Raw genomic sequence first — 23,824 nt, forward strand, 5'->3', positions numbered from 1 at the left:
CTGCCTCTTTGTTGACGAGCGTCGTTGATAGCGAATTTTCGCCGGGTTTGCTATATTTGCGCGCCTGACACACAGGAGTGTTTCGCTATGACTTCCCGACGCGACTGGCAATTACAGCAACTGGGCATTACTCAGTGGAGCTTGCGACGCCCGGCGGTGTTGCAGGGCGAAATCGCCATTTCGCTGCCTGCGCATATTCGTCTGGTGATGGTCGCTTCCGAACCGCCGATGCTTGCCGATCCACTGGTGAGCGACGTACTGCGCGCGCTTACCATTACGGCGGATCAGGTATTACAGTTGACGCCGGATCGCGTCGCGATGCTGCCGCCTGGCAGCCAGTGCAACAGTTGGTGGCTGGGTGTCGATGAACTGCAGTCGCTGGCGGGCGCACAGGTCGCAACGCCCGGCGTGGATGAATTACGCACTAACCCTGCGGCACGCGCCGCGTTATGGCAACAAATCTGCGAACATGAACACGATTTCTTCCCTCAGCACGGCTGATTTAGCCCGCGCATACCAGATTGAAACACGGGCGCACGCCTTCCCCTGGAGCGAAAAGACCTTCGCCAGCAATCAAGGGGATCGCTACCTCAACTACCGGCTGATGGTGGGCGATGAGATGGCGGCTTTCGCCATTACCCAGGTTGTGCTGGATGAAGCCACATTGTTCAACATCGCGGTTGATCCCGCCTGGCAACGGAAAGGGTTTGGCCGCCAGTTGCTGGAACATCTGATCCGCGAACTGGAAGCCCGCGAGGTATTAACCCTGTGGCTGGAAGTGCGCGCCTCCAATGTTGGCGCGATTGCACTGTATGAAAGTTTAGGTTTTAACGAGGCGACAATCCGCCGCAATTACTATCCCACCGCCAATGGGCGCGAAGACGCGATAGTGATGGCCCTGTCAATTTAAAAAGGTGATGTAATGAAATGGGACTGGATACTCTTTGATGCTGACGAAACGCTGTTTACCTTTGATGCGTTTGGCGGCTTACAACGGATGTTTCTTGACTATAGCGTGACATTCACCGACCAGGATTTTCTTGAATATCAGTCTGTTAATAAGCCTCTGTGGGTTGATTACCAGAATGGCGCCATCACTGCGTTGCAACTGCAACACCGCCGTTTTCAGGGCTGGTCTGAGCGCCTGAACGTTCCGGCGGGTTCGCTGAACGACGCATTTCTTAATGCGATGGCTGAGATTTGCGCGCCGCTGCCGGGCGCTGTTTCGCTGCTCGACAGCCTGAAAGGCAAGGTGAAGCTGGGTATCATTACCAACGGTTTTACCGCGTTGCAGCGAATTCGTCTGGAACGCACCGGCTTGCGTGACTATTTTGATTTATTGGTGATCTCCGAAGAAGTCGGTGTTGCCAAACCCGATCGCCGCATCTTCGATCACGCGCTACAACTGGCCGGCAACCCGGATCGCGATCGCGTCATGATGGTGGGCGATACGGCAGAATCTGACATTCTGGGCGGCATCAACGCCGGGCTGTCCACCTGCTGGCTAAACGCGCATAATCGCGCGCTGCCTGAAGGCATTAACCCGACATGGACCGTAACGTCCCTGAACGAACTGGAGCAACGCCTGTGTAAACATTGATTGTCTGCACTTCGCTGTTGAGTACAATAGCCGCATTTTTCGTATTTCATCGCGTGGCCTGGGCCGCGCAATTACACAGAAGATTTTTATTATGACGTTGTCTCCTTATTTACAAGAGGTGGCGAAGCGCCGTACGTTCGCCATTATCTCGCACCCCGATGCGGGTAAAACCACCATCACCGAAAAGGTCTTGCTGTTTGGACAGGCAATTCAGACCGCTGGTACGGTAAAAGGTCGCGGCTCCAGCCAGCATGCGAAATCCGACTGGATGGAGATGGAAAAACAGCGTGGGATCTCCATCACCACTTCCGTGATGCAGTTCCCGTATCGCGAGTGTCTGGTGAATCTGCTGGATACCCCGGGGCACGAAGACTTCTCTGAAGATACCTACCGCACATTAACGGCGGTGGACTGCTGCCTGATGGTTATCGATGCGGCAAAAGGTGTTGAAGATCGCACCCGTAAACTGATGGAAGTTACCCGTCTGCGCGATACGCCAATCCTGACCTTTATGAACAAACTCGACCGTGACATCCGCGATCCAATGGAATTGCTGGATGAAGTGGAAAACGAGCTGAAGATCGCCTGCGCGCCCATCACCTGGCCGATTGGCTGCGGTAAGTTATTTAAAGGTGTTTACCATCTTTATAAAGATGAAACCTATCTTTATCAGACCGGGCAGGGCCATACGATTCAGGAAGTGCGTATCGTTAAAGGGCTGAACAACCCGGATCTCGACAAAGCGGTGGGTGAAGATCTGGCGCAGCAACTGCGTGATGAGCTGGAACTGGTACAGGGCGCGTCCAACGAGTTCGATAAAGAGCTGTTCCTGAGCGGTGAAATTACCCCGGTCTTCTTCGGCACCGCGCTGGGTAACTTCGGCGTTGACCATATGCTGGACGGCCTGGTTGAGTGGGCGCCAGCGCCAATGCCGCGTCAAACGGATCTGCGCGAAGTGAAAGCAGACGACAGCAAATTTACCGGCTTCGTCTTTAAGATCCAGGCGAACATGGATCCGAAACACCGCGACCGCGTCGCATTTATGCGCGTGGTGTCAGGCAAATACGAAAAAGGGATGAAGCTGCGTCAGGTGCGCACCGGTAAAGATGTGGTTATCTCTGACGCGCTGACTTTTATGGCCGGCGACCGTTCTCACGTTGAAGAAGCTTATCCTGGCGACATTATCGGGCTGCACAACCACGGCACCATTCAGATTGGCGATACCTTTACTCAGGGCGAAATGATGAAGTTCACCGGTATTCCGAACTTCGCCCCGGAGCTGTTCCGCCGTATCCGTCTGCGCGATCCGCTGAAGCAGAAACAGTTGCTGAAAGGCCTGGTACAGCTTTCGGAAGAGGGCGCGGTGCAGGTATTCCGACCCATCGCCAACAACGATCTGATCGTGGGTGCAGTCGGTGTGTTGCAGTTTGACGTGGTCGTGTCGCGCCTGAAGAGCGAGTACAACGTAGAAGCGGTGTATGAATCCGTTAACGTGGCGACAGCGCGCTGGGTTGAAAGCAGCGACGTGAAGAAATTCGAAGAGTTTAAGCGTAAGAACGAGATCCAGCTGGCGCTGGATGGCGGCGATAACCTGACCTATATCGCGCCGACGATGGTGAACCTGAACCTGACGCAGGAACGCTATCCGGAAGTGACTTTCCATAAAACTCGTGAGCATTAATCCCCCACGGAGCACGGTATTCGCCGTGCTCCGGCACTTTTCCTGTCTTTTTAGCCCCTTGCGGAATGTTCTTAAAACCCACCCTTTTTCCCCTCTCTGCTCGTTTTTTAACCTGTGAGCCAGGATTTTTGTCGATAGTGTTCTATATTTAACAAAGTGATGACATTTCTGGTGGATAAAAGTCCTGTTCATTGCGTGTTTAATGGTCTTTTATCCACCAGAATCTCACTAAGGGAGATTAATAACTGCCTCAGCCAGATAAGTAGCGGCATTGTATCCGCGACTATCCGACGCTGGATTGGGTGATTTTTCGCCACGGCAGTTAAGCAGCCTGAGTTGCTGCAAGCGGCCCAAATTGTGGGCAAACCAACAGGAACGACATCGATGACTATGACAAAACTGAAGATTTCTAAAACTCTGCTGGCCGTCGTGCTGGGCTCTGTAGTGGCAAGTGGCTCCGCTTTTGCGGCAAACACCACCACTGACAAAGCGCAAAACGCCGCATCCAGCGCGGGGGAAAAAATCGACAGCTCGATGACTAAAGTCGGTGGATTCATGGATGACAGCTCCATCACTGCAAAAGTGAAAGCGGCGCTGGTGGATCATGAAAGCATTAAAAGCACCGATATTTCCGTCAAAACGGACAACAAAGTAGTCACGCTGAGTGGCTTCGTTGAAAGCCAGGCGCAGGCCGAACAGGCTGTCTCTGTGGCCAAAGGTGTGGAAGGCGTGGCTTCGGTAAGCGACAAGCTGCATGTTCGTGACGGGAAAAACCAGTCAATGAAAGGTTATGCGGGCGACACCGCTACAACCAGTGAAATCAAAGCCAAATTGCTGGCCGATGACCTTGTACCGTCTCGTAAGGTGAAAGTTGAAACCACCGACGGCGTCGTGCAGTTGTCCGGTACGGTTGATTCTCAGGCTCAAAGTGAACGCGCCGAAAGTATCGCAAAAGCGATTGAGGGCGTTAAAAGCGTCAAAAACGATCTAAAAGTTAAGTAACCATTCCTGAAAACGTCAGCGCCCGCGTGGACGGGCGCGACGAATACGTGCCGGGAAAACATCGCAGATGAGCAACCTGAGCGCTCATCGCAAGCGGTCGACATTAACTATGGTAAAGGAGAGTCTTATGTTTCGTTGGGGCATTATATTTCTGGTTATCGCGTTAATTGCCGCCGCTCTGGGCTTTGGTGGTCTGGCGGGGACGGCAGCAGGCGCAGCGAAAATCGTCTTTATCGTCGGTATCATCCTGTTCCTGGTCAGCCTGTTTATGGGCCGTCGGCGTCCATAGCATAGTTAGCGCTTAAATTTCGCTTACATTAAAGCCAGTCCTCGTGACTGGCTTTACTATTTCGGCCCGGCAGAAATTGCGTTACTTTGGCAGATACAACGCAGCCAAAAGGAAAGCAGGGTGGGGCAATATATTCCAATAACGCTGGGCAATATTGCGCCCCTGGCGATAAAACCGTTTCGTCCGGGCCGTCTCGCACTGGTGTGTGAAGGCGGAGGTCAGCGTGGTATTTTCACCGCCGGGGTGCTTGACGAGTTTATGCAGGCAAACTTTAACCCCTTCGATCTCTACTTTGGTACCTCTGCGGGCGCGCAAAACCTTTCGGCTTATGTATGCAACCAGCCCGGCTACGCCCGCAAAGTGATCATGCGCTACACCACCACGCGTGACTTTTTTGATCCGGTGCGCTTTGTGCGCGGCGGTAACCTTATCGATCTTGACTGGTTGGTGGATTCGACATCCCGCCAGATGCCGCTGGCGATGGATTTTGCCGCGCGTTCTTTTGATGCCGGTAAGGCGTTCTATATGTGTGCCTGCCGCCAGGATGATTACACCGCGGAATATTTTGCGCCGACCCACCAGACATGGCTGGATCTGATCCGTGCCTCCAGCGCGATTCCGGGTTTTTACCGTTCTGGGGTGTCGCTCAATGGCGTGAACTATTTCGATGGCGGCGTCAGCGATGCGATCCCGGTTCAGGAAGCGGCTAAGCGCGGAGCAAAAACCATCGTGGTGATCCGCACCGTGCCTTCTCAGACGTACTACACGCCGCAGTGGTTTAAACGTATGGAACGCTGGCTGGGCGACAGCAGCTTGCAGTCGCTGGTTAATCTGGTACAGCACCACGAGAAAAGTTACTCGGCGATTCAGCGGTTTATCGAAACGCCGCCGGGAAAACTACGCATACTTGAAATCTATCCGCCGAAACTTTTGCATAGCATGGCGCTGGGCAGCCGGTTACCGGCGCTGCGTGATGATTATAAAATTGGTCGGCTGTGTGGACGTTATTTCCTGGCGACGGTAGGAAAACTGCTGGCGGAAACCCCGCCACTGATTCGTCATACTGTGGTGCCGGCTCCCCTTATTGTGCCGCCCGAGGTCGTTGCCGCGCCCGTTCCTGCCACCCGCGTGGTTCCGCCTGCCGCCGTCGCCAATGATGTGCTGGATGCGCCGCTGGTTAACGCGGTACAAGCCAACGACTTACCCATTAATAAAGAGGATACGGCGTGAGTTTCCGCTTTATCGATACGCACTGTCATTTTGATTTTCCGCCCTTCACGGGCGATGAAGTCGCCAGTATCGCCCGCGCGGCAGACGCTGGCGTCGGGCGCATTATCGTACCCGCCATCGCTGCGCGCTATTTTGATCGCGTTTGTTCTCTGGCGCGCGAGCATTCCGCGCTGTATGCCGCGCTGGGTCTGCATCCAATTGTGATTGAAGAACACACGGCCCAAAGCCTTGAGCAGCTTGAGCAGGCGCTGGCCGCCAGGCCGGAAAAGGTGCTGGCGATTGGCGAAATTGGCCTCGATCTCTATCGCGATAATCCGCAGTTTGAGCGCCAGCAGCAGGTACTGGATGCGCAGCTAAAACTGGCGAAACGCTTTGATTTACCAGTGATCCTCCATTCGCGGCGCACGCATGACAAACTGGCGATGCACCTGAAAAAGCAGGCTTTGCCGCGCACCGGCGTGGTTCACGGCTTTTCCGGTAGCCTGCAACAGGCGCAGCGTTTTATCGAACTGGGGTATTACATTGGCGTCGGCGGAACGATCACTTATCCACGCGCCAGTAAAACCCGTGATGTAATGGCGCAGTTGCCGCTATCCGCATTGTTGCTGGAGACCGATGCGCCGGATATGCCGCTGAACGGCTTCCAGGGGCAGCCTAACCGGCCGGAACAGGCGGCGCGGGTTTTTGCCACGCTGTGTGAATTGCGCCCAGAAGCCCCGGATGTGATCGCCCAAACGTTGCTGGAGAATACGCAGCAGCTTTTCGCTTTACAGATATAGCGCCGGACGAAGCACAGTGGTGACGCCGCGTTGTTGCAGCGCTTCCGCCAGTGGTTCGATATCTTCCTCGGTTGCGCTGCGCCAGCTTTTTGCCTCGCCGTAAACGCCGTGCGCGTGAAATGCGTTGAGCCGCACCGGAATACGCCCCAGTTCACAGATAAACGCCGCCAGCGTGTCGATATGCAGCAAATAGTCGCTATGTCGCGGGATCACCAGCAAACGCAATTCGGCCAGCTTGTTCTGTGCCGCCAGCAGGCGCAGGCTATTTTTCACCGGTGTATTATCCCGCCCGGTGAGAAAACGGTGATGTTCGCTGTTCCAGGCTTTAAGATCGATCATTGCCCCGTCGCAAACCGGCAGCAACTTATGCCAGCCTGTTTCGCTCAGCATTCCATTACTGTCGACAAGGCAGGTCAGATGGCGTAGCTGCGGATCGGCGCGCAGCGCAGAAAACAGCGCGAGCAGAAACGGCAGTTGTAACGTGGCCTCGCCGCCGCTGACTGTGATGCCTTCAATGAATAACGCGGCTTTGCGGATCTTCGCCACCACCTCTTCTACAGACATCATTTGTGCCATCGGCGTTGCCTGTTGCGGACACATTTGCAGGCAGGTATCGCACTGCTGGCAGGTTACGGCGTTCCACTGTACTTGCCCGTCGTCAAACGCCAGTGCCTGATGCGGACAACCTGGCACGCAGTCGCCGCAGTGGTTGCAGCGGCCGATCGTCCACGGATTGTGGCAGCTCTTACAGCGCAGATTACAGCCCTGTAAAAACAGCGCCAGTCGGCTGCCCGGCCCGTCGACGCAAGAGAAGGGGATCAGGTTACTGACGAAAGCGCATCTGCTGCTCATGGCTTACCACTCGGGGTTGTCGCTCAAGAATATGCGTATTGCGCGCGGCTTCTTCACCCAGCCAGGTGGTGTTGGTGCGCGAACCTTCGGCGCGGAATTTCTCCAGGTCCGACAGGCGCACCATATAACCGGTAACGCGCACCAAATCATTGCCCGCGACGTTGGCGGTAAACTCGCGCATTCCGGCGTTAAACGCGCCAAGGCAGAGTTGCACCACGGCCTGCGGGTTGCGTTTAACGGTTTCGTCGAGGGTTAAAATATCGCTGATCCCGGCTTTGTACCAGGCGTGGTGCGGCGCAACGGCCAGCAAATGGGTAATCGGATCGGGTTCATCGCCATAAGGCAGACGCGCGCCCGGTGTGGTACCGATATCGGAACTGATGCCGGACTGCGCATGCAGTAACGCGCGTTGTTTCCATCCATGTTTGACCGGTGTGTTTTCAACAAACGCCGCCAGTTGCTCGCTGATGCGGTAGCCGAGAGCATTCGCCTGCTCATCTTTGCCGTAGCATCCTGCGATGCTCGCTTTCTCGCACAGAATATTGACCGCTTCAGCCAGCCCGTAGATGCCGAACATTGGCGCAAAACGATCGGCGGCGATCAGCCCCTCCTGCACAAGGAAGCTATGCTCAAAGAAACCGGATTGTTGATACAGGAAGTCGCAGCGCGCATCGATAATGGCCAATTGTTGCTGGCAATAATGGGGCAGCCGCCGGGTAAAGAATTCCTCCAGAGAACGGCTGCCTTCAGCGATGACTTTCAGGTTCAGCCTTACCAGCGTACTGCCGCCACCGCCCAGTGGCAGCGAGTTGTAACAACTGACAATGCCATAACCGCCTTTTGTGAAAATATTATCATGCAAAGGTCCATTGGCGATATGCGGCTTGCTGCACGCGCAGATGTTACAAGCAACTTCCAGCAGCAGATCATCTGGCGTGATCTGCGGATCATAAATAAACGTCAGATTCGGCGCGACCTGCTTTAGCTCAGCATCGGCGCGTAAGATAGCCCGGGTGACTGGCGTGTCATAAGGGCCGATATTGGCGTGGACAAAGGCATCCGGTAAGGTTCTGTCGAGATAGCGCCAGAAGCGTTTTATTCGAATATCGATTTCTTCTTGTGTTAGAATTCTAACATATGGTTGCAGTAACGCATCCAGTTGCCCGAGGTAAACCGGCAAGCCGGTAACAGAGGGAACATGGTGATAAAGAATGGTCAGCAAAGAGAGCGCATCATCGAGATCCTTTGCCCCTTCCAGCTCCAGCCATGCGGATCCGTTAGCCAGAAATTTGGCGTAATCCGGCAGGACATAGCGCGGTTTGTAGGGCGCGTGCCCTTCAAACATATCGCAAATTGCCCCTTCGTCGAGCGCCTCCTGCGCGGCTTGCGGCAGCGCCGGATAGGGGAGGCTATTTTCCGCCTCCAGCGCGAGAAAATGGTGTTTCTGCTGCGGCGTGAGCGTTGGGCTGGTAACAATCTGCTGGCAGCGTGTCTGTAATCCTGGATTAACCGGTATCGACATGATCTTCCTCTTTATCCCGTGCATTCAGGACGAAGAGTGTAAGACACCGGCGGATAACCACTTTTGATCCATGCGCACCTTAGCGGTAATCACGACCGCTTTTGCGTTTTAAAGTTTGATGAATGTCTCATTATTGTTTTGCAAACGTGAATTAAGTTTTCATTAACTGTGATGAGTATCGAAGTGTAATCGTGGGTTGATGTTAGAATATTAACAAGCCCGAACAGAAAATCGGCATTACGCCGTCGGAGAGAATATGAGTGATTTAACGGCAAGCAGCCTGCGCGCGTTGCAATTAATGGATCTGACCACCCTGAACGACGATGACACCAACGAGAAAGTCATTGCGCTGTGTCATCAGGCCAAAACCCCGGTGGGGAATACCGCCGCCGTTTGCATCTATCCGCGTTTCATCCCGATTGCGCGTAAGACGTTGAACGCACAGGGAACACCGGACGTACGTATTGCGACGGTAACCAACTTCCCGCACGGTAACGATGATATCGACATTGCGCTGGCAGAAACCCGCGCGGCGATTGCCTACGGTGCTGATGAAGTTGATGTAGTATTCCCGTACCGTGCGCTGATCGCCGGTAACGAGCAGGTCGGTTTTGATCTGGTCAAAGCCTGTAAAGAGGCGTGTGCCGCAGCCAACGTGCTGTTGAAAGTAATCATCGAAACCGGCGAATTGAAAGAAGAAGCGCTGATCCGTAAGGCGTCAGAAATCGCGATTAAAGCGGGCGCTGACTTTATCAAGACCTCAACCGGGAAAGTACCGGTTAATGCCACGCCGGAAAGCGCGCGCATCATGCTGGAAGTGATCCGCGATATGGGCGTTGAGAAAACCGTGGGCTTTAAACCGGCGGGTGGCGTGCGCAGCGCGGAAGACGCGCAGCACTATCTGGCGATTGCCGATGAACTGTTTGGCGCTGACTGGGCCGATGCCCGTCACTATCGCTTTGGCGCATCCAGCCTGCTGGCAAGCCTGCTGAAAGCGCTGGGACACGGCGACGGTAAGAGCGCAAGCAGCTACTGATGGCTTCATTTACCGGGCCTGCACTCTACCTCGCAGGCCGGGTAAGATATTGCCGCCATTCGGCGGTATGGGCCGATAACACCATGTTTTGCCGGGTCGCTTTGGTTGCCCGGCCGTATCATTCTTCAGGGGGTTACCTTGTTTCTCGCTCAAGAAATTATTCGTAAAAAACGCGATGGTCTCGCGCTGAGTGATGAAGAGATCCGTTTCTTTATCAACGGAATTCGCGATAACACCGTTTCTGAAGGCCAGATCGCCGCGCTTGCCATGACCATCTTTTTCCATGACATGACCATGCCAGAACGCGTGTCGTTGACCATGGCAATGCGCGATTCCGGTTCGGTTCTGGACTGGAAACACCTTAATCTCAATGGCCCGATTGTTGATAAACACTCTACTGGCGGCGTCGGGGATGTGACCTCATTAATGCTTGGCCCGATGGTTGCCGCCTGTGGTGGTTATATTCCGATGATTTCCGGGCGCGGCCTGGGGCATACCGGCGGCACACTCGATAAACTGGAGGCCATTCCTGGCTTCGACATTTTCCCGGACGATAGCCGCTTCCGCGACATTATTAAGGATGTTGGCGTGGCGATTATCGGCCAGACCAACTCACTGGCCCCGGCCGATAAACGTTTTTATGCCACCCGCGATATCACCGCGACGGTAGACTCGATTCCGCTGATCACCGCTTCCATTCTGGCGAAAAAACTGGCTGAAGGCCTTGATGCGTTGGTGATGGATGTGAAAGTTGGCAGCGGCGCGTTTATGCCGACTTATGCGCTCTCCGAACAACTGGCGGAGGCAATTGTGGGCGTGGCGAATGGCGCAGGCGTGCGCACGACCGCACTGCTGACCGATATGAATCAGGTGCTGGCTTCCAGCGCGGGCAATGCGGTGGAAGTGCGTGAAGCGGTGCAATTCCTCACCGGAGAATACCGTAACCCGCGCCTGTTTGATGTCACGATGGCGCTGTGCGTGGAGATGCTGATTTCCGGCAAACTGGCGAAAGATGACGCGGAAGCCCGGGCGAAACTGCAAGCGGTGCTGGATAACGGAAAAGCGGCAGAGATCTTTGGCCGCATGGTCGCGGCGCAGAAAGGGCCGACGGATTTCGTTGAGAACTACGCCAACTATCTGCCCTCCGCCACGTTGAGCAAAGCCGTTTACGCCGACGACGAAGGCTTTATTACCGCAATGGATACCCGTGCGCTGGGCATGGCGGTGGTGTCGATGGGCGGCGGCCGTCGCCAGGCGACGGACAGTATCGATTACAGCGTTGGTTTTACCGATATGGTGCGTCTGGGCGAGCGCGTGGATGGGCAGCGTCCGTTGGCCGTCATTCACGCGAAGGATGAAGCCAGCTGGCAGGACGCCGCGCAGGCGGTGAAGGCTGCCCTCGTTGTGGACGACATCGCAGCAAAAGAGACACCAACGGTCTATCGCCGTATTACTGAATAACGGTATACTGATCTGATCGCTTTTTTACAAAGCACAAGGTACGGAGAACATATGAAACGTGCATTTATTATGGTGCTGGACTCTTTCGGCATCGGCGCGACTGAAGACGCGGAGCGCTTCGGCGACGCGGGTTCTGACACGCTTGGCCACATTGCTGAAGCCTGTGCGAAAGGTGAAGCCGATACCGGGCGTAAAGGGCCGTTGCATCTCCCTAATCTGACCCGTCTGGGGCTGGCGAAAGCCCATGAAGGCGCGACCGGTTTTATCCCGGCCGGGATGGACGGTAACGCAGAAATCACTGGTGCTTACGCGTGGGCGCATGAGCTCTCTTCCGGCAAAGATACGCCGTCAGGCCACTGGGAAATCGCTGGTGTGCCGGTGCTGTTCGATTGGGGCTATTTTAGCGATACCGAAAACAGCTTCCCGCAGGCGCTGCTGGATAAACTGGTAGAACGCGCAAATCTGCCGGGTTATCTCGGCAACTGCCACTCTTCCGGGACGGTGATCCTCGATCAACTGGGCGAAGAGCATATGAAAACCGGTAAGCCGATTTTCTACACTTCTGCGGATTCTGTCTTCCAGATCGCCTGTCATGAAGAGACGTTTGGTCTCGATAAGCTGTATGAACTGTGCGAAATCGCCCGCGAAGAGCTGACCGAAGGGGGTTACAACATTGGTCGCGTGATTGCGCGTCCGTTTGTCGGTGATAAGGCGGGTAATTTCCAGCGCACCGGTAACCGCCATGACCTGGCCGTTGAGCCGCCGTCAGCCACCGTGCTGCAAAAACTGGTGGAAGAGAAAGACGGCCAGGTGGTTTCCGTGGGCAAAATCGCCGATATCTATGCCAACTGCGGCATCACCAAAAAAGTGAAGGCTACCGGGCTGGATGCGCTGTTTGACGCCACCGTGAAAGAGATGAAAGAAGCGGGCGATAAGACAATTGTCTTTACCAACTTCGTTGATTTTGACTCATCATGGGGCCATCGCCGCGATGTCGCCGGTTATGCGGGCGGGCTGGAGCTGTTTGACCGCCGTCTACCGGAACTAATGGAACTGGTGGGCGAGGACGATATCCTGATCCTTACCGCCGATCACGGCTGCGATCCGACCTGGAAAGGCACTGATCATACCCGTGAGCACATTCCGGTGCTAGTTTACGGCCCGAAAGTAAAACCCGGTTCGCTTGGCCACCGTGAAACGTTCGCGGACATTGGCCAGACGCTGGCGAAATACTTTGGCGTTTCTGATATGGACTATGGCAAAGCCATGTTCTGATGATTTTGGGCGGGAGCTTCCCGCCCTTTCTGTTCTAACGACATAAAGGAATTAACGATGGCTACCCCACATATTAATGCAGAAATGGGTGATTTCGCGGATGTTGTGCTGATGCCGGGCGATCCGCTGCGTGCGAAGCACATTGCCGAAACATTCCTCGAAGATTACCGCGAAGTGAACAACGTGCGCGGCATGCTGGGTTACACCGGTACTTACAAAGGCCGCAAAATCTCGGTAATGGGCCACGGTATGGGCATTCCGTCCTGCTCCATCTATACCAAAGAGCTGATCACCGATTTCGGCGTGAAGAAAATCATTCGCGTCGGTTCCTGCGGTGCGGTGCGTATGGATGTGAAACTGCGTGATATCGTGATTGGTATGGGTGCCTGTACCGATTCCAAAGTAAACCGCATGCGCTTTAAAGATCACGACTTTGCGGCGATTGCTGATTTCGACATGGTGCGTAACGCGGTCGATGCGGCGAAAACGCTGGGCGTTGACGCCCGCGTGGGGAACCTGTTCTCTGCCGATCTGTTCTACTCTCCGGACGGCGAAATGTTCGATGTGATGGAGAAATACGGCATTCTCGGCGTGGAAATGGAAGCGGCGGGTATTTATGGCGTGGCGGCAGAATTCGGGGCGAAAGCGCTGACTATCTGCACCGTTTCCGACCATATCCGCACCCACGAGCAGACCACCTCTGCTGAGCGTCAGACGACGTTTAATGACATGATCAAAATTGCGCTGGAATCTGTCCTGCTGGGCGATAAAGCGTAACTCTTTGTTGTGCCGGGTGGAGGCGATGCCTTACCCGGCCTGCATTCCTCTGGCCTGATAAACGCAGCGCCATCAGGCATTTGAAGTTAACGCACCGCTTTGACAATCCACGCCGACAGCTCGCGCAGTTCCTGTTCCTGATCCGGAAAATCCACCAATAACGCATCGCACTCCTGCGCCAGCATATCCGCCCGGTACAGACAGCCCTGCAGACGCGCTGCTAGCGCTTCGAGCGGCGCCGGGTTCAGGCTGTCGGTAAACACCTGCGTGCGGGTGATATGGCCTTTCTCAACGTCAAAGTGCAGCTCCACGCCGCCCCAGGTAAAACGCTCATCCAGTAAATGGCTGAAGGCTGGCGCCTGACCGAAGTTCCACTCCCAACTGCTCTGGCGGGCAAAGGTTTCGGCGAAATTGGGCAGATCCGGCGTTTTCTCCGGCGAGATAATTTCGGCTGTAACGCGTTCGCCATAGTGGCTGAAGAAGGCCTCCGTTACCGCCTGGCAAATCTGCTCGTGGGTGATGCCCGGTAGTAATTCCACCAGGTTGGCGACGCGTCCGCGTACGGAGGTAATGCCTTTTGCTTGCAGTTTTTTCTTGTCCGGATTGAGGTAGTGAGCCAGACGGCTGAGATCGGCATTTAACAGCAGCGTGCCGTGGTGGAAGCCACGATCGCGGGTTTCACGGTAGGCAGAGCCAGACACTTTGCGGTCGCCTTCTGCGGTCTTCACGACCAGGTCGTTACGCCCGGAGGCTTCCGCCGTTACGCCGAGTGCATTCAGCGCCGCGAGCACAATACCCGTAGAGATGGTTTTGTCGTATTCGGGTTTCCCGGCCATAAAGGTAAAGCAGGTGTTACCGAGATCGTGGAAAACCGCGCCGCCGCCGCTGCTACGGCGAGCCAACCGCACGTTGTCTTCTTCCATGCGCCGCGTATTGCACTCTTTCCATGGGTTCTGCGCCCGGCCGATAACCACCGTATCGGCGTTACGCCATAAAAACAGCACGCGCTGTGTTGCGGGCATCTGGCGGAAAATACACTCCTCCACAGCCAGGTTGAACCACGGATCGTAAGATTCAGAGATAAGCAGACGAAGCGTCGACATAGCCGATTTCCTTTCTTTTACTTTTCAACAGATTACCATTAGCGGTAACTGCTACTCTTTCTTTTCGTGCTCTTCTTCTTCCGGCACGGATTTGTTAGCCGTCAGCAGGAACGGCGATTGTTGCCAGCGAGTGCGTTTGCCCTGCAGAAGCGTACGTGTCAGCACAACGCCAATGGCCAGCGACAGTAGCAGCATCAGGCGCAGAATATTGGTGGTGTTATCCACCTGGCGGGCTTCCGTCGCCAGCGTGTGGGTATCCAGCGTCAGGCGCAGATAACCCAGCGGGCCGCTTTTCCCCTGAATGGGTTCGACAATTTGTTGATTGAAATAGCCGCCGGCTTTCTTGCCGTCGAGCGCCAGCCGGTCGCGAACGTCAATGCTTTCGCCCGAACGTGCGATGAGATCGCCCTGCGCGTCATACACGCCGGCATCGAGGATCCGGCTCCCTTCCGTAAGCTGGCGTAACACGACACCAATACGTTTTTCATCCGGCGTTTCGGTACGCAGCAGCGGCGTAAGGTTGAGCGTCACCTGACGCGCCAGGGTTCTGGCCAGCTCTTCAAACTGTGGATTGCGCTGGCGTTGATGGTTCTGGCTGAACCAGGATGCGCCCTGCATCAGCGCGACCAGCAATGCCAGACAGATGAGGACTGTTACGGCGCGGTGCAGCCGAAATTTAAGTTTTGCGCGAGCCATATTCCACCTGTTGAAAATTTGAGGCTTAATGTTGCCAGAAGCGCTGGTTACAAGGTAGCCTCATGCGTTATTTTCCCCTCCGATGCTTTCTGGCGCGAATGTTTTTACAGGAGCTTTAATGCTTAACAGTTTGACCTGGTGCGATCTGCCCGACGATGTTTCTCAGTGGCCAGGATTGCCGCTCTCTTTAAGTGGTGATGAGGTCATGCCTCTGGACTATCACGCCGGTCGAAGCGGCTGGCTCCTGTATGGGCGCAATCTTGATAAAACGCGTCTTACGACCTACCAGCGCAAACTGGGCGCGGCAATGGTGATTGTGGCGGCCTGGTGCGTCGATGATTATCAGGTGATCCGTCTGGCCGGTTCGTTAACGCCGCGCGCTTCGCGTCTGGCGCATGACGAAGGCATGGATGTTGCGCCGCTGGGTAAAATCCCGCATTTGCGCTCGCCAGGGCTGCTGGTGATGGATATGGATTCCACCGCGATTCAGATCGAGTGCATTGACGAGATTGCGAAGCTTGCCGGTACGGGCGAGATGGTGGCGGAAGTGACCGAACGTGCGATGCGCGGCGAGCTTGATTTCGCCGCCAGCTTGCGCAGCCGCGTGGCAACGCTGAAAGGGGCGGATGCCAATATCCTGATGCAGGTGCGCGAATCGTTGCCGCTGATGCCGGGCCTGGTGCAACTGGTGTTGAAGCTGGAGACGCTGGGCTGGAAAGTGGCGATTGCCTCCGGCGGCTTTACCTTCTTTGCAGATTACCTGCGTGACAAGCTGCACCTCACAGCGGCAGTGGCGAATGAGCTGGAGATCATGGACGGCAAATTCACTGGCCAGGTGCTGGGCGATATCGTCGATGCCCAGTACAAAGCCAACACATTGAAAGCGCTGGCTGAGAAGTACGAGATTCCGGTCACGCAAACCGTCGCCATTGGCGATGGCGCGAATGACCTGCCAATGATCAAAGCCGCCGGGTTGGGGATCGCCTTCCACGCTAAACCTAAAGTTAATGAGAAAGCGGAAGTCTCCATTCGTCACGCCGACCTGATGGGCGTATTTTGTATTCTTTCCGGCAGTATCAATAAGAAGTAGAGGTGATTGTGGCGAAAGCTCCCAAACGTGCGTTTGTCTGTAATGAATGCGGCGCGGATTATCCGCGCTGGCAGGGGCAGTGCAGCGCCTGCCATGCATGGAATACCATTACTGAAATCCGTGTGGCCGCTTCGCCCACCGTGGCGCGTAATGAGCGCCTCTCTGGCTATGCCGGGAGCGCGGGCGTCTCGAAAGTGCAGAAACTTTCGGAAATCAGTCTGGAAGAGCTGCCGCGTTTTTCGACCGGTTTTAAAGAGTTTGACCGCGTGCTTGGCGGCGGTGTTGTGCCGGGGAGCGCCATTCTGATTGGCGGTAACCCGGGCGCAGGGAAGTCAACGTTGCTGTTGCAGACGCTGTGTAAGCTCGCCGAACAGATGAAAACCCTGTATGTCACCGGCGAAGAGTCGTTGCAACAGGTGGCGATGCGCGCCCACCGTCTGGGGCTGCCGACGGGCAATCTGAATATGCTTTCGGAAACCAGCATCGAGCAAATCTGCATGATTGCCGATGAAGAACAACCTAAATTGATGGTGATCGACTCGATTCAGGTGATGCATATGGCGGACATTCAGTCGTCGCCCGGTAGCGTTGCCCAGGTGCGTGAGACGGCAGCATATCTGACGCGGTTCGCCAAAACCCGCGGCGTGGCGATTGTTATGGTCGGCCATGTTACGAAAGATGGTTCGCTGGCGGGGCCAAAAGTGCTGGAGCACTGTATCGACTGCTCGGTGCTGCTTGACGGCGATGCCGACTCCCGTTTTCGCACCTTGCGTAGCCACAAAAACCGCTTTGGCGCAGTGAATGAGCTCGGCGTGTTTGCGATGACCGAACAGGGGCTGCGTGAAGTCAGCAACCCTTCGGCCATTTTTCTTAGCCGCGGGGATGAAGTGACCTCCGGTAGCTCGGTGATGGTGGTATGGGAAGGGACGCGCCCGCTACTGGTTGAGATCCAGGCGCTGGTGGATCACTCGATGATGTCGAACCCGCGCCGCGTGGCGGTTGGCCTGGAGCAGAACCGGCTGGCGATTCTGCTGGCGGTGTTGCATCGCCACGGCGGCTTGCAGATGGCGGATCAGGACGTATTCGTGAACGTTGTCGGCGGGGTGAAAGTAACCGAAACCAGTGCCGATCTGGCGCTGCTGCTGGCGATGGTTTCCAGCCTGCGCGACAGACCGCTGCCGCAGGACCTGGTAGTGTTTGGCGAAGTGGGGCTGGCCGGTGAGATCCGTCCGGTGCCGAGTGGCCAGGAGCGTATCTCCGAGGCGGCCAAACACGGTTTCCGCCGCGCGATTGTTCCGGCGGCAAACGTGCCGAAAAAAGTGCAGGAAGGAATGCAGATTTTCGGCGTGAAGAAGCTCTCGGATGCGCTAAACGTCTTTGACGACTTATAATTGGCTAAAGATTTTTGCAGGAGGCAACAATGTCGTCATTTGATTATTTAAAAACCGCGATTCGCCAGAAGGGCTGCACATTACAACAAGTGGCAGATGCCAGCGGTATGACCAAAGGCTATTTAAGCCAGCTGCTGAATGCCAAGATTAAAAGCCCCAGCGCGCAAAAGCTGGAAGCGTTGCACCGCTTCCTCGACCTTGAATTTCCCCGGCGGCAGAAAAATATTGGTGTGGTATTCGGTAAGTTTTATCCGCTGCATACCGGCCATATCTATTTGATCCAGCGCGCCTGTAGCCAGGTTGATGAATTGCACATTATCCTCGGTTACGACGAAACGCGCGATCGCGAGCTGTTTGAAGACAGCGCAATGTCGCAGCAGCCGACGGTCAGCGATCGGCTGCGCTGGCTGCTGCAAACCTTTAAGTATCAGAAAAATATTCGTATTCATGCTTTTAATGAAGAGGGCATGGAGCCGTATCCGCACGGCTGGGATGTCTGGAGTAAAGGCATCAAAGCGTTTATGACAGAGAAAGGCATCACGCCAAACTGGATCTACACCTCGGAAGAGGCTGATGCGTCGCAGTATCTGCAACATTTGGGCATTGAGGCCGTGCTGGTGGATCCGCAGCGTACGTTTATGAATATCAGCGGCTCGCAGATCCGCGAAAATCCATTCCGCTACTGGGATTATATTCCGACGGAAGTAAAACCTTTCTTTGTCCGCACTGTGGCTATTCTGGGCGGTGAATCCAGCGGTAAATCGACGCTGGTGAATAAACTCGCCAATATTTTTAATACGACCAGTGCGTGGGAATATGGCCGGGACTACGTATTTTCTCATCTCGGCGGCGATGAGATGGCGCTGCAATATTCTGATTACGATAAAATTGCCTTAGGCCATGCGCAATATATCGATTTCGCGGTGAAATATGCGAATAAAGTGGCTTTTATCGATACGGATTTTGTTACCACGCAGGCGTTTTGCAAAAAATATGAGGGGCGTGAACATCCCTTCGTACAGGCGTTAATTGATGAATATCGCTTCGATTTAGTGATCCTGCTGGAAAATAATACGCCATGGGTGAATGATGGCTTAAGAAGTCTGGGCAGTTCGGTTGACCGGAAAGAGTTTCAGGATCTGTTGGTTTCTATGCTACGGGAGAACCATATTGATTTTGTTCGCGTTGAATCGGCCGACTATGATTCGCGGTTTCTGCAGTGTGTCGAATTGGTTAAGAAGCTGATGGGCGCATAAGCGCGGCTACTGGCCGGGTATTTCACTTTACCCGGCAAGCGGATAACTGGTCGGCTGGTTACACAAACTTTCCCAGTGATAGTAAACCTGATTCAGCGTCGCGACAGAAGGCTGGTTCACTTTCTTCAGCATATTGTATTTATGAGTGCTGAACGTTTTCACATCCATTTCGCCGTTGCTGAATATATCGGTCTGCGCTTCTCTGTTAATAATATGTTTGAGCAGCACCCTTTCTTTTCGGGTTAGTGCTAATTTCCCTTCGCGCCTCTTTTTATTTCTCCAGGACTTCTGTTGTAAGGTTCGCTGGAAGACGTCGATTGGCAGGCTTTTACTTATTTTGAAAAAGGGATACAGCAGAAATTTTTCAAAAGAATTATCGCCTTCCGTAATTTCATTCAGCGTTGTCAAGGTGGTAATAACAAGCAGGTGATTATCAAAATCTATAATCACATCATCCGCATTCAGTTTTATCGCATGCTGCTGAATAAGCGTGCGCAGACCGCATTTTAAATATGCATTTTCCGTAATGATCTGCATTGAATATAACCACGTATTGATTCGGCTTAAAGGGTAATCAATGTTATCCGGTGGTTTTTTCGTTAAGCAAGAGCGTGGTTTTTTCATTAATCATCAAAATATAAAACTATTTATTTATATTTTTTTTGTATTTTTATTCTGCATCTATGGTTTTTGGTGCGCTTTTGCTTTGATTGGCCGTGAGCGGTGAATGCACAAATGCCTGGGTTTGATGCGAATATTATGCAAAAACGAAAACACTTTTTTTGCTCAGCGTTGCAGATGAATTCTCTGCGCGTTTCGGGGGAAGCGTGGTAGGGAAGGGGGAAAAAGCGGATGGGAAATCCATCCGCTTTGACGGTGCTTATTTAGCGATACGTTTGTATTTAATACGTTTGGGCTCCAGCGCTTCAGCGCCAAGCGTACGTTTTTTATACTCTTCGTATTCGGTGAAGTTACCTTCGAAGAACTCGACTTTACCTTCATCCTGGTAATCCAGAATGTGGGTGGCGATACGGTCAAGGAACCAGCGGTCGTGCGAGATAACCATCGCGCAACCCGGGAATTCGAGCAGGGCGTTTTCCAGCGCGCGCAGCGTTTCGATATCCAGGTCGTTGGTTGGTTCATCGAGCAGCAATACGTTGCCGCCGACCTGCAGCAGCTTCGCCAGATGCAGACGGCCTCGCTCACCGCCAGAGAGTTCGCCAACGCGTTTACCCTGATCGGTGCCTTTAAAGTTAAAGCGACCCACATAAGCACGGCTCGGCATTTCGGTATTGCCGATGCGCATGATATCCAGCCCGCCGGAAACTTCTTCCCATACGGTTTTGCTGTTATCCATCGCGTCACGGAACTGGTCAACTGAGGCCAGTTTCACGGTATCACCCAGGGTGATGGAGCCGCTATCTGGCTGCTCCTGACCGGACATCATACGGAACAGCGTCGATTTACCCGCGCCGTTTGGACCGATGATGCCGACAATGGCGCCTTTCGGTACGGAGAAGGACAGATTATCAATCAACTGGCGATCGCCGTAGGATTTGCTGAGGTTGCTGACCTCAACCACTTTGTCTCCCAGACGTGCTCCAGGCGGAATAAACAGTTCGTTGGTTTCGTTACGTTTCTGGTATTCCGTGTTGTTAAGTTCTTCAAAGCGCGCCAGACGGGCTTTGCCCTTCGACTGACGGCCTTTCGCACCCTGACGAACCCACTCCAGCTCTTTCTCAATGGATTTACGGCGAGCTGCTTCCTGAGAGGCTTCCTGCGCCAGACGCTGATCTTTTTGTTCCAGCCAGGAGGAGTAGTTGCCTTCCCACGGAATGCCTTCGCCACGGTCGAGCTCGAGGATCCAGCCTGCGACGTTATCAAGGAAGTAACGGTCGTGGGTGATTGCCACCACTGTGCCTTCGAAGTCGTGCAGGAAGCGTTCCAGCCACGCAACGGATTCAGCATCAAGGTGGTTAGTGGGTTCGTCGAGCAGCAGCATGTCCGGCTTTTCGAGCAGCAGACGGCACAGCGCGACGCGGCGGCGTTCACCACCGGAAAGATTCGCGACTTTGGCATCCCAGTCCGGCAGACGCAGGGCATCCGCCGCGCGCTCCAGCTGCACGTTCAGGTTGTGACCGTCGTGCGCCTGGATAATCTCTTCAAACTTACCTTGCTGCGCGGCCAGCTTGTCGAAGTCCGCATCCGGTTCCGCGTACTTCGCGTACACTTCATCCAGACCTTTCAGCGCGTTAACCACTTCGGAAACGGCTTCTTCAACCGATTCACGGACGGTATGTTCCGGGTTCAGTTGTGGTTCCTGCGGCAGATAACCAATTTTGATGCCGGGCTGCGGGCGGGCTTCACCTTCGATGTCTGTATCGATGCCGGCCATGATGCGCAGCAGGGTAGACTTACCGGCACCGTTAAGACCCAGCACGCCGATTTTTGCGCCCGGGAAGAAGCTTAGCGAGATATTTTTCAGAATATGACGTTTCGGCGGGACAACTTTGCCGACACGATGCATGGTATATACGAATTGAGCCACGTTGGACTTCGCCTCTTTGTCATGAGAGTAGTATTCAACAGCGGAGTGTAGCGGTTTTCGACGCTTAATCCCAGCCAACAGCGCCCACACTGTTAAATCACCACAAAAAGGTAAAAAAGTGTGCAGAACATGGCGCGTAGCGGCATGCCCGGTTAGCATTAACTCATTACGCGGCATGATGCTGCCAATAACGTGACAGAAAGAGGAAAGAGCTGTGCAGAGAGCTAAACATGCCGCCTGGCGATTTGCGGCGGCCTGCGTTTGTTTGCTGTCCCTCAGCAATATGGCGCGCGCAGATTCACTGGATGAACAACGTAACCGTTATGCGCAGATCAAAAGCGCATGGGATAACAAGCAAATGGATGTCGTGCAGCAACTGCTGCCCACGCTGACTAATTATCCGCTGTATCCCTATTTACAATATCGCCAGATTACCGACGATTTGATGAATCAACCGGCCATCACGGTGACTAACTTTGTGCAGCAGAACCCGACCCTGCCGCCAGCACGCACTCTGAAATCCCGTTTTGTTAACGAACTGGCGCGGCGTGAAGACTGGCGCGGGCTGTTGGCTTTCAGCCCGGAGAAACCCGCCACTACCGAAGCGCAATGTAACTACTATTTCGCCAAGTGGAACACCGGGCAGGCAGATGAGGCGTGGGCGGGAGCAAAAGAGCTCTGGTTGAGCGGTAAAAGCCAACCGAATGCCTGTGACCGGTTGTTTGGCGCCTGGCGCGCTTCCGGAAAGCAGGATCCGCTGGCATTTCTTGAACGCATCCGGCTGGCCATGAAAGCCGGTAATACGCAACTGGTGACGCTGCTGGCCGGGCAGATGCCCGCTGATTATCAAACTATCTCCCAGGCCATCATTAACCTTGCGAACAATCCCAACAGCGTCATGACGTTTGCCACTACCACCGGCGCGACCGACTTCACCCGGCAAATGGCGGCGGAAGCGTTTGAAAGTGTTGCCCGGCAGGATGTGGAAAATGCCCGTTTGCTGATCCCTTCGCTGGCGAAGGCGCAGCAATTGACGGAGGATCAAATCCAGACGCTGCGTGACATTGTCGCCTGGCGTTTGATGGGGAATGACGTGACCAGCGAACAGGCGCGCTGGCGCGATGATACGGTGATGCGCTCGCAATCCACATCGCTTCTGGAGCGGCGGGTGCGGATGGCGATCGGCGCCGGCGATCGGCGCGGTCTGAATACCTGGCTTTCCCGTTTGCCGATGGAGGCGAAAGAGAAAGATGAGTGGCGTTACTGGCAGGCTGATTTGTTGCTGGAGCGTGGCCGCGATGAAGAGGCCAAATCGATCCTGCATGCGCTGATGCAGCAGCGCGGTTTTTACCCGATGGCGGCGGCGCAACGCTTAGGGGAGGATTACCAACTTCAGATCGATAAAGTGCCTGGTAATCCCGATCCGGCGTTGGTTCAGGGCGCTGAAATGGCTCGCGTGCGCGAATTGATGTACTGGGGGCTGGATAATACCGCCCGCAGTGAATGGGCGAATCTGGTCACCAGCCGCTCGCAGCAAGAGCAGGCGCAACTGGCGCGCTATGCATTCAACCAGCACTGGTGGGATCTCAGCGTGCAGGCCACCATTGCCGGTAAATTGTGGGATCATCTGGAAGAGCGATTCCCGCTGGCCTACAGCGATTTGTATGCGCGTTACACCAACGGTAAAGCCATTAGCCAGAGCTATGCGATGGCGATTTCCCGCCAGGAGAGCGCGTGGAATCCAACGGCGCGTTCGCCGGTCGGCGCGAGCGGGTTAATGCAGATTATGCCCGGCACTGCCACCCATACAGTGAAGATGTTTAACATTGCCGGTTATCGCAATCCCAGCCAGCTTTTCGATCCGGAAACCAACATCAACATTGGCACCAGCTACCTGCAATATGTTTATCAGCAGTTCGGCAACAACCGGATTTTCTCCTCGGCGGCATATAACGCCGGGCCGGGCAGGGTACGTAGCTGGTTGAACAACAGCGCCGGAAAACTGGACGCCGTGGCGTTTGTAGAAAGTATCCCGTTCTCGGAAACCCGCAGCTATGTGAAAAACGTCCTCGCTTACGATGCCTACTACCGCTATTTCCTTAATGGTGGCAAACCTGTCATCTTTACTGACGCCGAGTTGCAGCGCCGTTACTGATTTCTAAGGTTTATGCTATGCTGTGTACTCTTTAACGAGTACACACTTTTCGGAAGCCTGTCTAAAGGGCTTCCGAAACCA

The 23,824-nt window shown here is 54.5% G+C and carries 22 protein-coding genes; 16 read left to right on the forward strand and 6 right to left on the reverse strand.

Features of this window, described 5'->3' with window-relative positions:
* Nucleotides 1-87: 87 nt before the first annotated feature.
* From DK872_RS16785 to DK872_RS16820, 8 genes are all read left to right on the forward strand, one after another.
* Entirely contained in the window at nt 88-501 is a 414-nt protein-coding gene (locus DK872_RS16785; protein ID WP_007373032.1) for a DNA polymerase III subunit psi, read from the forward strand.
* Entirely contained in the window at nt 470-910 is a 441-nt protein-coding gene (gene rimI, locus DK872_RS16790; RefSeq protein WP_007373033.1) for a ribosomal protein S18-alanine N-acetyltransferase, read from the forward strand. Before DK872_RS16785 ends, rimI begins: the two co-directional genes overlap by 32 nt.
* A gap of 12 nt (nt 911-922) precedes the next feature.
* Nucleotides 923-1,600: a pyrimidine 5'-nucleotidase gene (gene yjjG, locus DK872_RS16795; protein WP_007373034.1), complete on the forward strand. Its 678-nt coding sequence runs from the start codon at nt 923-925 to the stop codon at nt 1,598-1,600.
* A 91-nt stretch (nt 1,601-1,691) separates the two neighbouring features.
* On the forward strand, nt 1,692-3,281 hold the full coding sequence (gene prfC, locus DK872_RS16800; RefSeq protein WP_007373035.1) for a peptide chain release factor 3: 1,590 nt from the start codon (nt 1,692-1,694) through the stop codon (nt 3,279-3,281).
* Nucleotides 3,282-3,665: 384 nt separating this feature from the next.
* Nucleotides 3,666-4,283 carry a molecular chaperone OsmY gene (osmY, locus tag DK872_RS16805; RefSeq protein ID WP_007373036.1) on the forward strand — a complete coding sequence of 206 codons (618 nt, stop codon included), beginning with the start codon at nt 3,666-3,668 and terminating at the stop codon, nt 4,281-4,283.
* A gap of 127 nt (nt 4,284-4,410) precedes the next feature.
* Nucleotides 4,411-4,572 (forward strand): DUF1328 domain-containing protein, encoded by a 162-nt coding sequence (locus DK872_RS16810; protein WP_007373037.1) that lies wholly within the window; start codon nt 4,411-4,413, stop codon nt 4,570-4,572.
* A gap of 120 nt (nt 4,573-4,692) precedes the next feature.
* The gene (locus DK872_RS16815) at nt 4,693-5,802 is read left to right on the forward strand and encodes a patatin family protein (protein ID WP_035886568.1); all 1,110 of its coding nucleotides are present in this window, start codon (nt 4,693-4,695) and stop codon (nt 5,800-5,802) included.
* Complete coding sequence (locus DK872_RS16820; RefSeq protein ID WP_090398200.1) at nt 5,799-6,581, forward strand: metal-dependent hydrolase; 783 nt, start codon at nt 5,799-5,801, stop codon at nt 6,579-6,581. The genes DK872_RS16815 and DK872_RS16820 overlap by 4 nt, the downstream gene beginning before the upstream one ends.
* Here the strand turns inward: DK872_RS16820 and DK872_RS16825 are convergent.
* Nucleotides 6,570-7,433 (reverse strand): YjjW family glycine radical enzyme activase, encoded by an 864-nt coding sequence (locus tag DK872_RS16825; RefSeq protein ID WP_161518572.1) that lies wholly within the window; start codon nt 7,431-7,433, stop codon nt 6,570-6,572. The genes DK872_RS16820 and DK872_RS16825 overlap by 12 nt on opposite strands.
* Entirely contained in the window at nt 7,405-8,955 is a 1,551-nt protein-coding gene (locus tag DK872_RS16830) for a YjjI family glycine radical enzyme (protein WP_161518573.1), read from the reverse strand. Before DK872_RS16830 ends, DK872_RS16825 begins: the two co-directional genes overlap by 29 nt.
* 256 nt (nt 8,956-9,211) lie before the next feature.
* Here DK872_RS16830 and deoC point away from each other — a divergent pair, with 256 nt between their 5' ends.
* The 4 genes from deoC to deoD all read left to right on the forward strand — a co-directional run bounded on the left by deoC (nt 9,212) and on the right by deoD (nt 13,504).
* Nucleotides 9,212-9,991, forward strand: a complete 780-nt coding sequence (deoC, locus tag DK872_RS16835) for a deoxyribose-phosphate aldolase (RefSeq protein WP_072440101.1) — start codon at nt 9,212-9,214, stop codon at nt 9,989-9,991.
* A gap of 138 nt (nt 9,992-10,129) precedes the next feature.
* Complete coding sequence (gene deoA / locus DK872_RS16840) at nt 10,130-11,452, forward strand: thymidine phosphorylase (protein WP_007373043.1); 1,323 nt, start codon at nt 10,130-10,132, stop codon at nt 11,450-11,452.
* Between the two features lie 51 nt (nt 11,453-11,503).
* Entirely contained in the window at nt 11,504-12,727 is a 1,224-nt protein-coding gene (deoB, locus tag DK872_RS16845) for a phosphopentomutase (protein ID WP_007373044.1), read from the forward strand.
* Nucleotides 12,728-12,784: 57 nt separating this feature from the next.
* Nucleotides 12,785-13,504, forward strand: coding sequence for a purine-nucleoside phosphorylase (deoD, locus tag DK872_RS16850; protein WP_007373045.1), 720 nt, complete (start codon nt 12,785-12,787; stop codon nt 13,502-13,504).
* 86 nt (nt 13,505-13,590) lie between these two features.
* On the opposite strand, the gene lplA is transcribed toward deoD, so the two are convergent.
* Complete coding sequence (lplA, locus tag DK872_RS16855) at nt 13,591-14,607, reverse strand: lipoate--protein ligase LplA (protein WP_071920188.1); 1,017 nt, start codon at nt 14,605-14,607, stop codon at nt 13,591-13,593.
* Between the two features lie 51 nt (nt 14,608-14,658).
* Nucleotides 14,659-15,303, reverse strand: a complete 645-nt coding sequence (locus DK872_RS16860; RefSeq protein ID WP_007373047.1) for a YtjB family periplasmic protein — start codon at nt 15,301-15,303, stop codon at nt 14,659-14,661.
* 118 nt (nt 15,304-15,421) lie between these two features.
* Between DK872_RS16860 and serB the strand changes: the two genes are divergently transcribed.
* From serB to nadR, 3 genes are read left to right on the forward strand one after another with little or no spacing between them, the layout of a single operon-like run.
* Nucleotides 15,422-16,393 (forward strand): phosphoserine phosphatase, encoded by a 972-nt coding sequence (gene serB / locus DK872_RS16865; protein ID WP_161518574.1) that lies wholly within the window; start codon nt 15,422-15,424, stop codon nt 16,391-16,393.
* Between the two features lie 8 nt (nt 16,394-16,401).
* Nucleotides 16,402-17,784, forward strand: coding sequence for a DNA repair protein RadA (gene radA / locus DK872_RS16870; protein WP_161518575.1), 1,383 nt, complete (start codon nt 16,402-16,404; stop codon nt 17,782-17,784).
* 29 nt (nt 17,785-17,813) lie between these two features.
* Complete coding sequence (gene nadR, locus DK872_RS16875; RefSeq protein ID WP_035886562.1) at nt 17,814-19,040, forward strand: multifunctional transcriptional regulator/nicotinamide-nucleotide adenylyltransferase/ribosylnicotinamide kinase NadR; 1,227 nt, start codon at nt 17,814-17,816, stop codon at nt 19,038-19,040.
* A gap of 27 nt (nt 19,041-19,067) precedes the next feature.
* On the opposite strand, the gene DK872_RS16880 is transcribed toward nadR, so the two are convergent.
* Together DK872_RS16880 and ettA are read right to left on the reverse strand one after the other, a co-directional pair.
* A complete protein-coding gene (locus DK872_RS16880) occupies nt 19,068-19,577 on the reverse strand; it encodes a hypothetical protein (RefSeq protein WP_007373051.1) in 510 nt (169 codons plus the stop codon).
* A 343-nt stretch (nt 19,578-19,920) separates the two neighbouring features.
* A complete protein-coding gene (ettA, locus tag DK872_RS16885) occupies nt 19,921-21,588 on the reverse strand; it encodes an energy-dependent translational throttle protein EttA (RefSeq protein WP_035886665.1) in 1,668 nt (555 codons plus the stop codon).
* 214 nt (nt 21,589-21,802) lie between these two features.
* On the opposite strand from ettA, the gene sltY reads away from it, so the two are divergent.
* Nucleotides 21,803-23,743, forward strand: a complete 1,941-nt coding sequence (gene sltY / locus DK872_RS16890; protein WP_161518576.1) for a murein transglycosylase — start codon at nt 21,803-21,805, stop codon at nt 23,741-23,743.
* Nucleotides 23,744-23,824: the final 81 nt, after the last annotated feature.

The organism is Kosakonia sp. MH5 (assembly GCF_009935945.1).
In the GTDB taxonomy this organism is placed as follows: Bacteria; Pseudomonadota; Gammaproteobacteria; order Enterobacterales; family Enterobacteriaceae; genus Kosakonia; species Kosakonia radicincitans.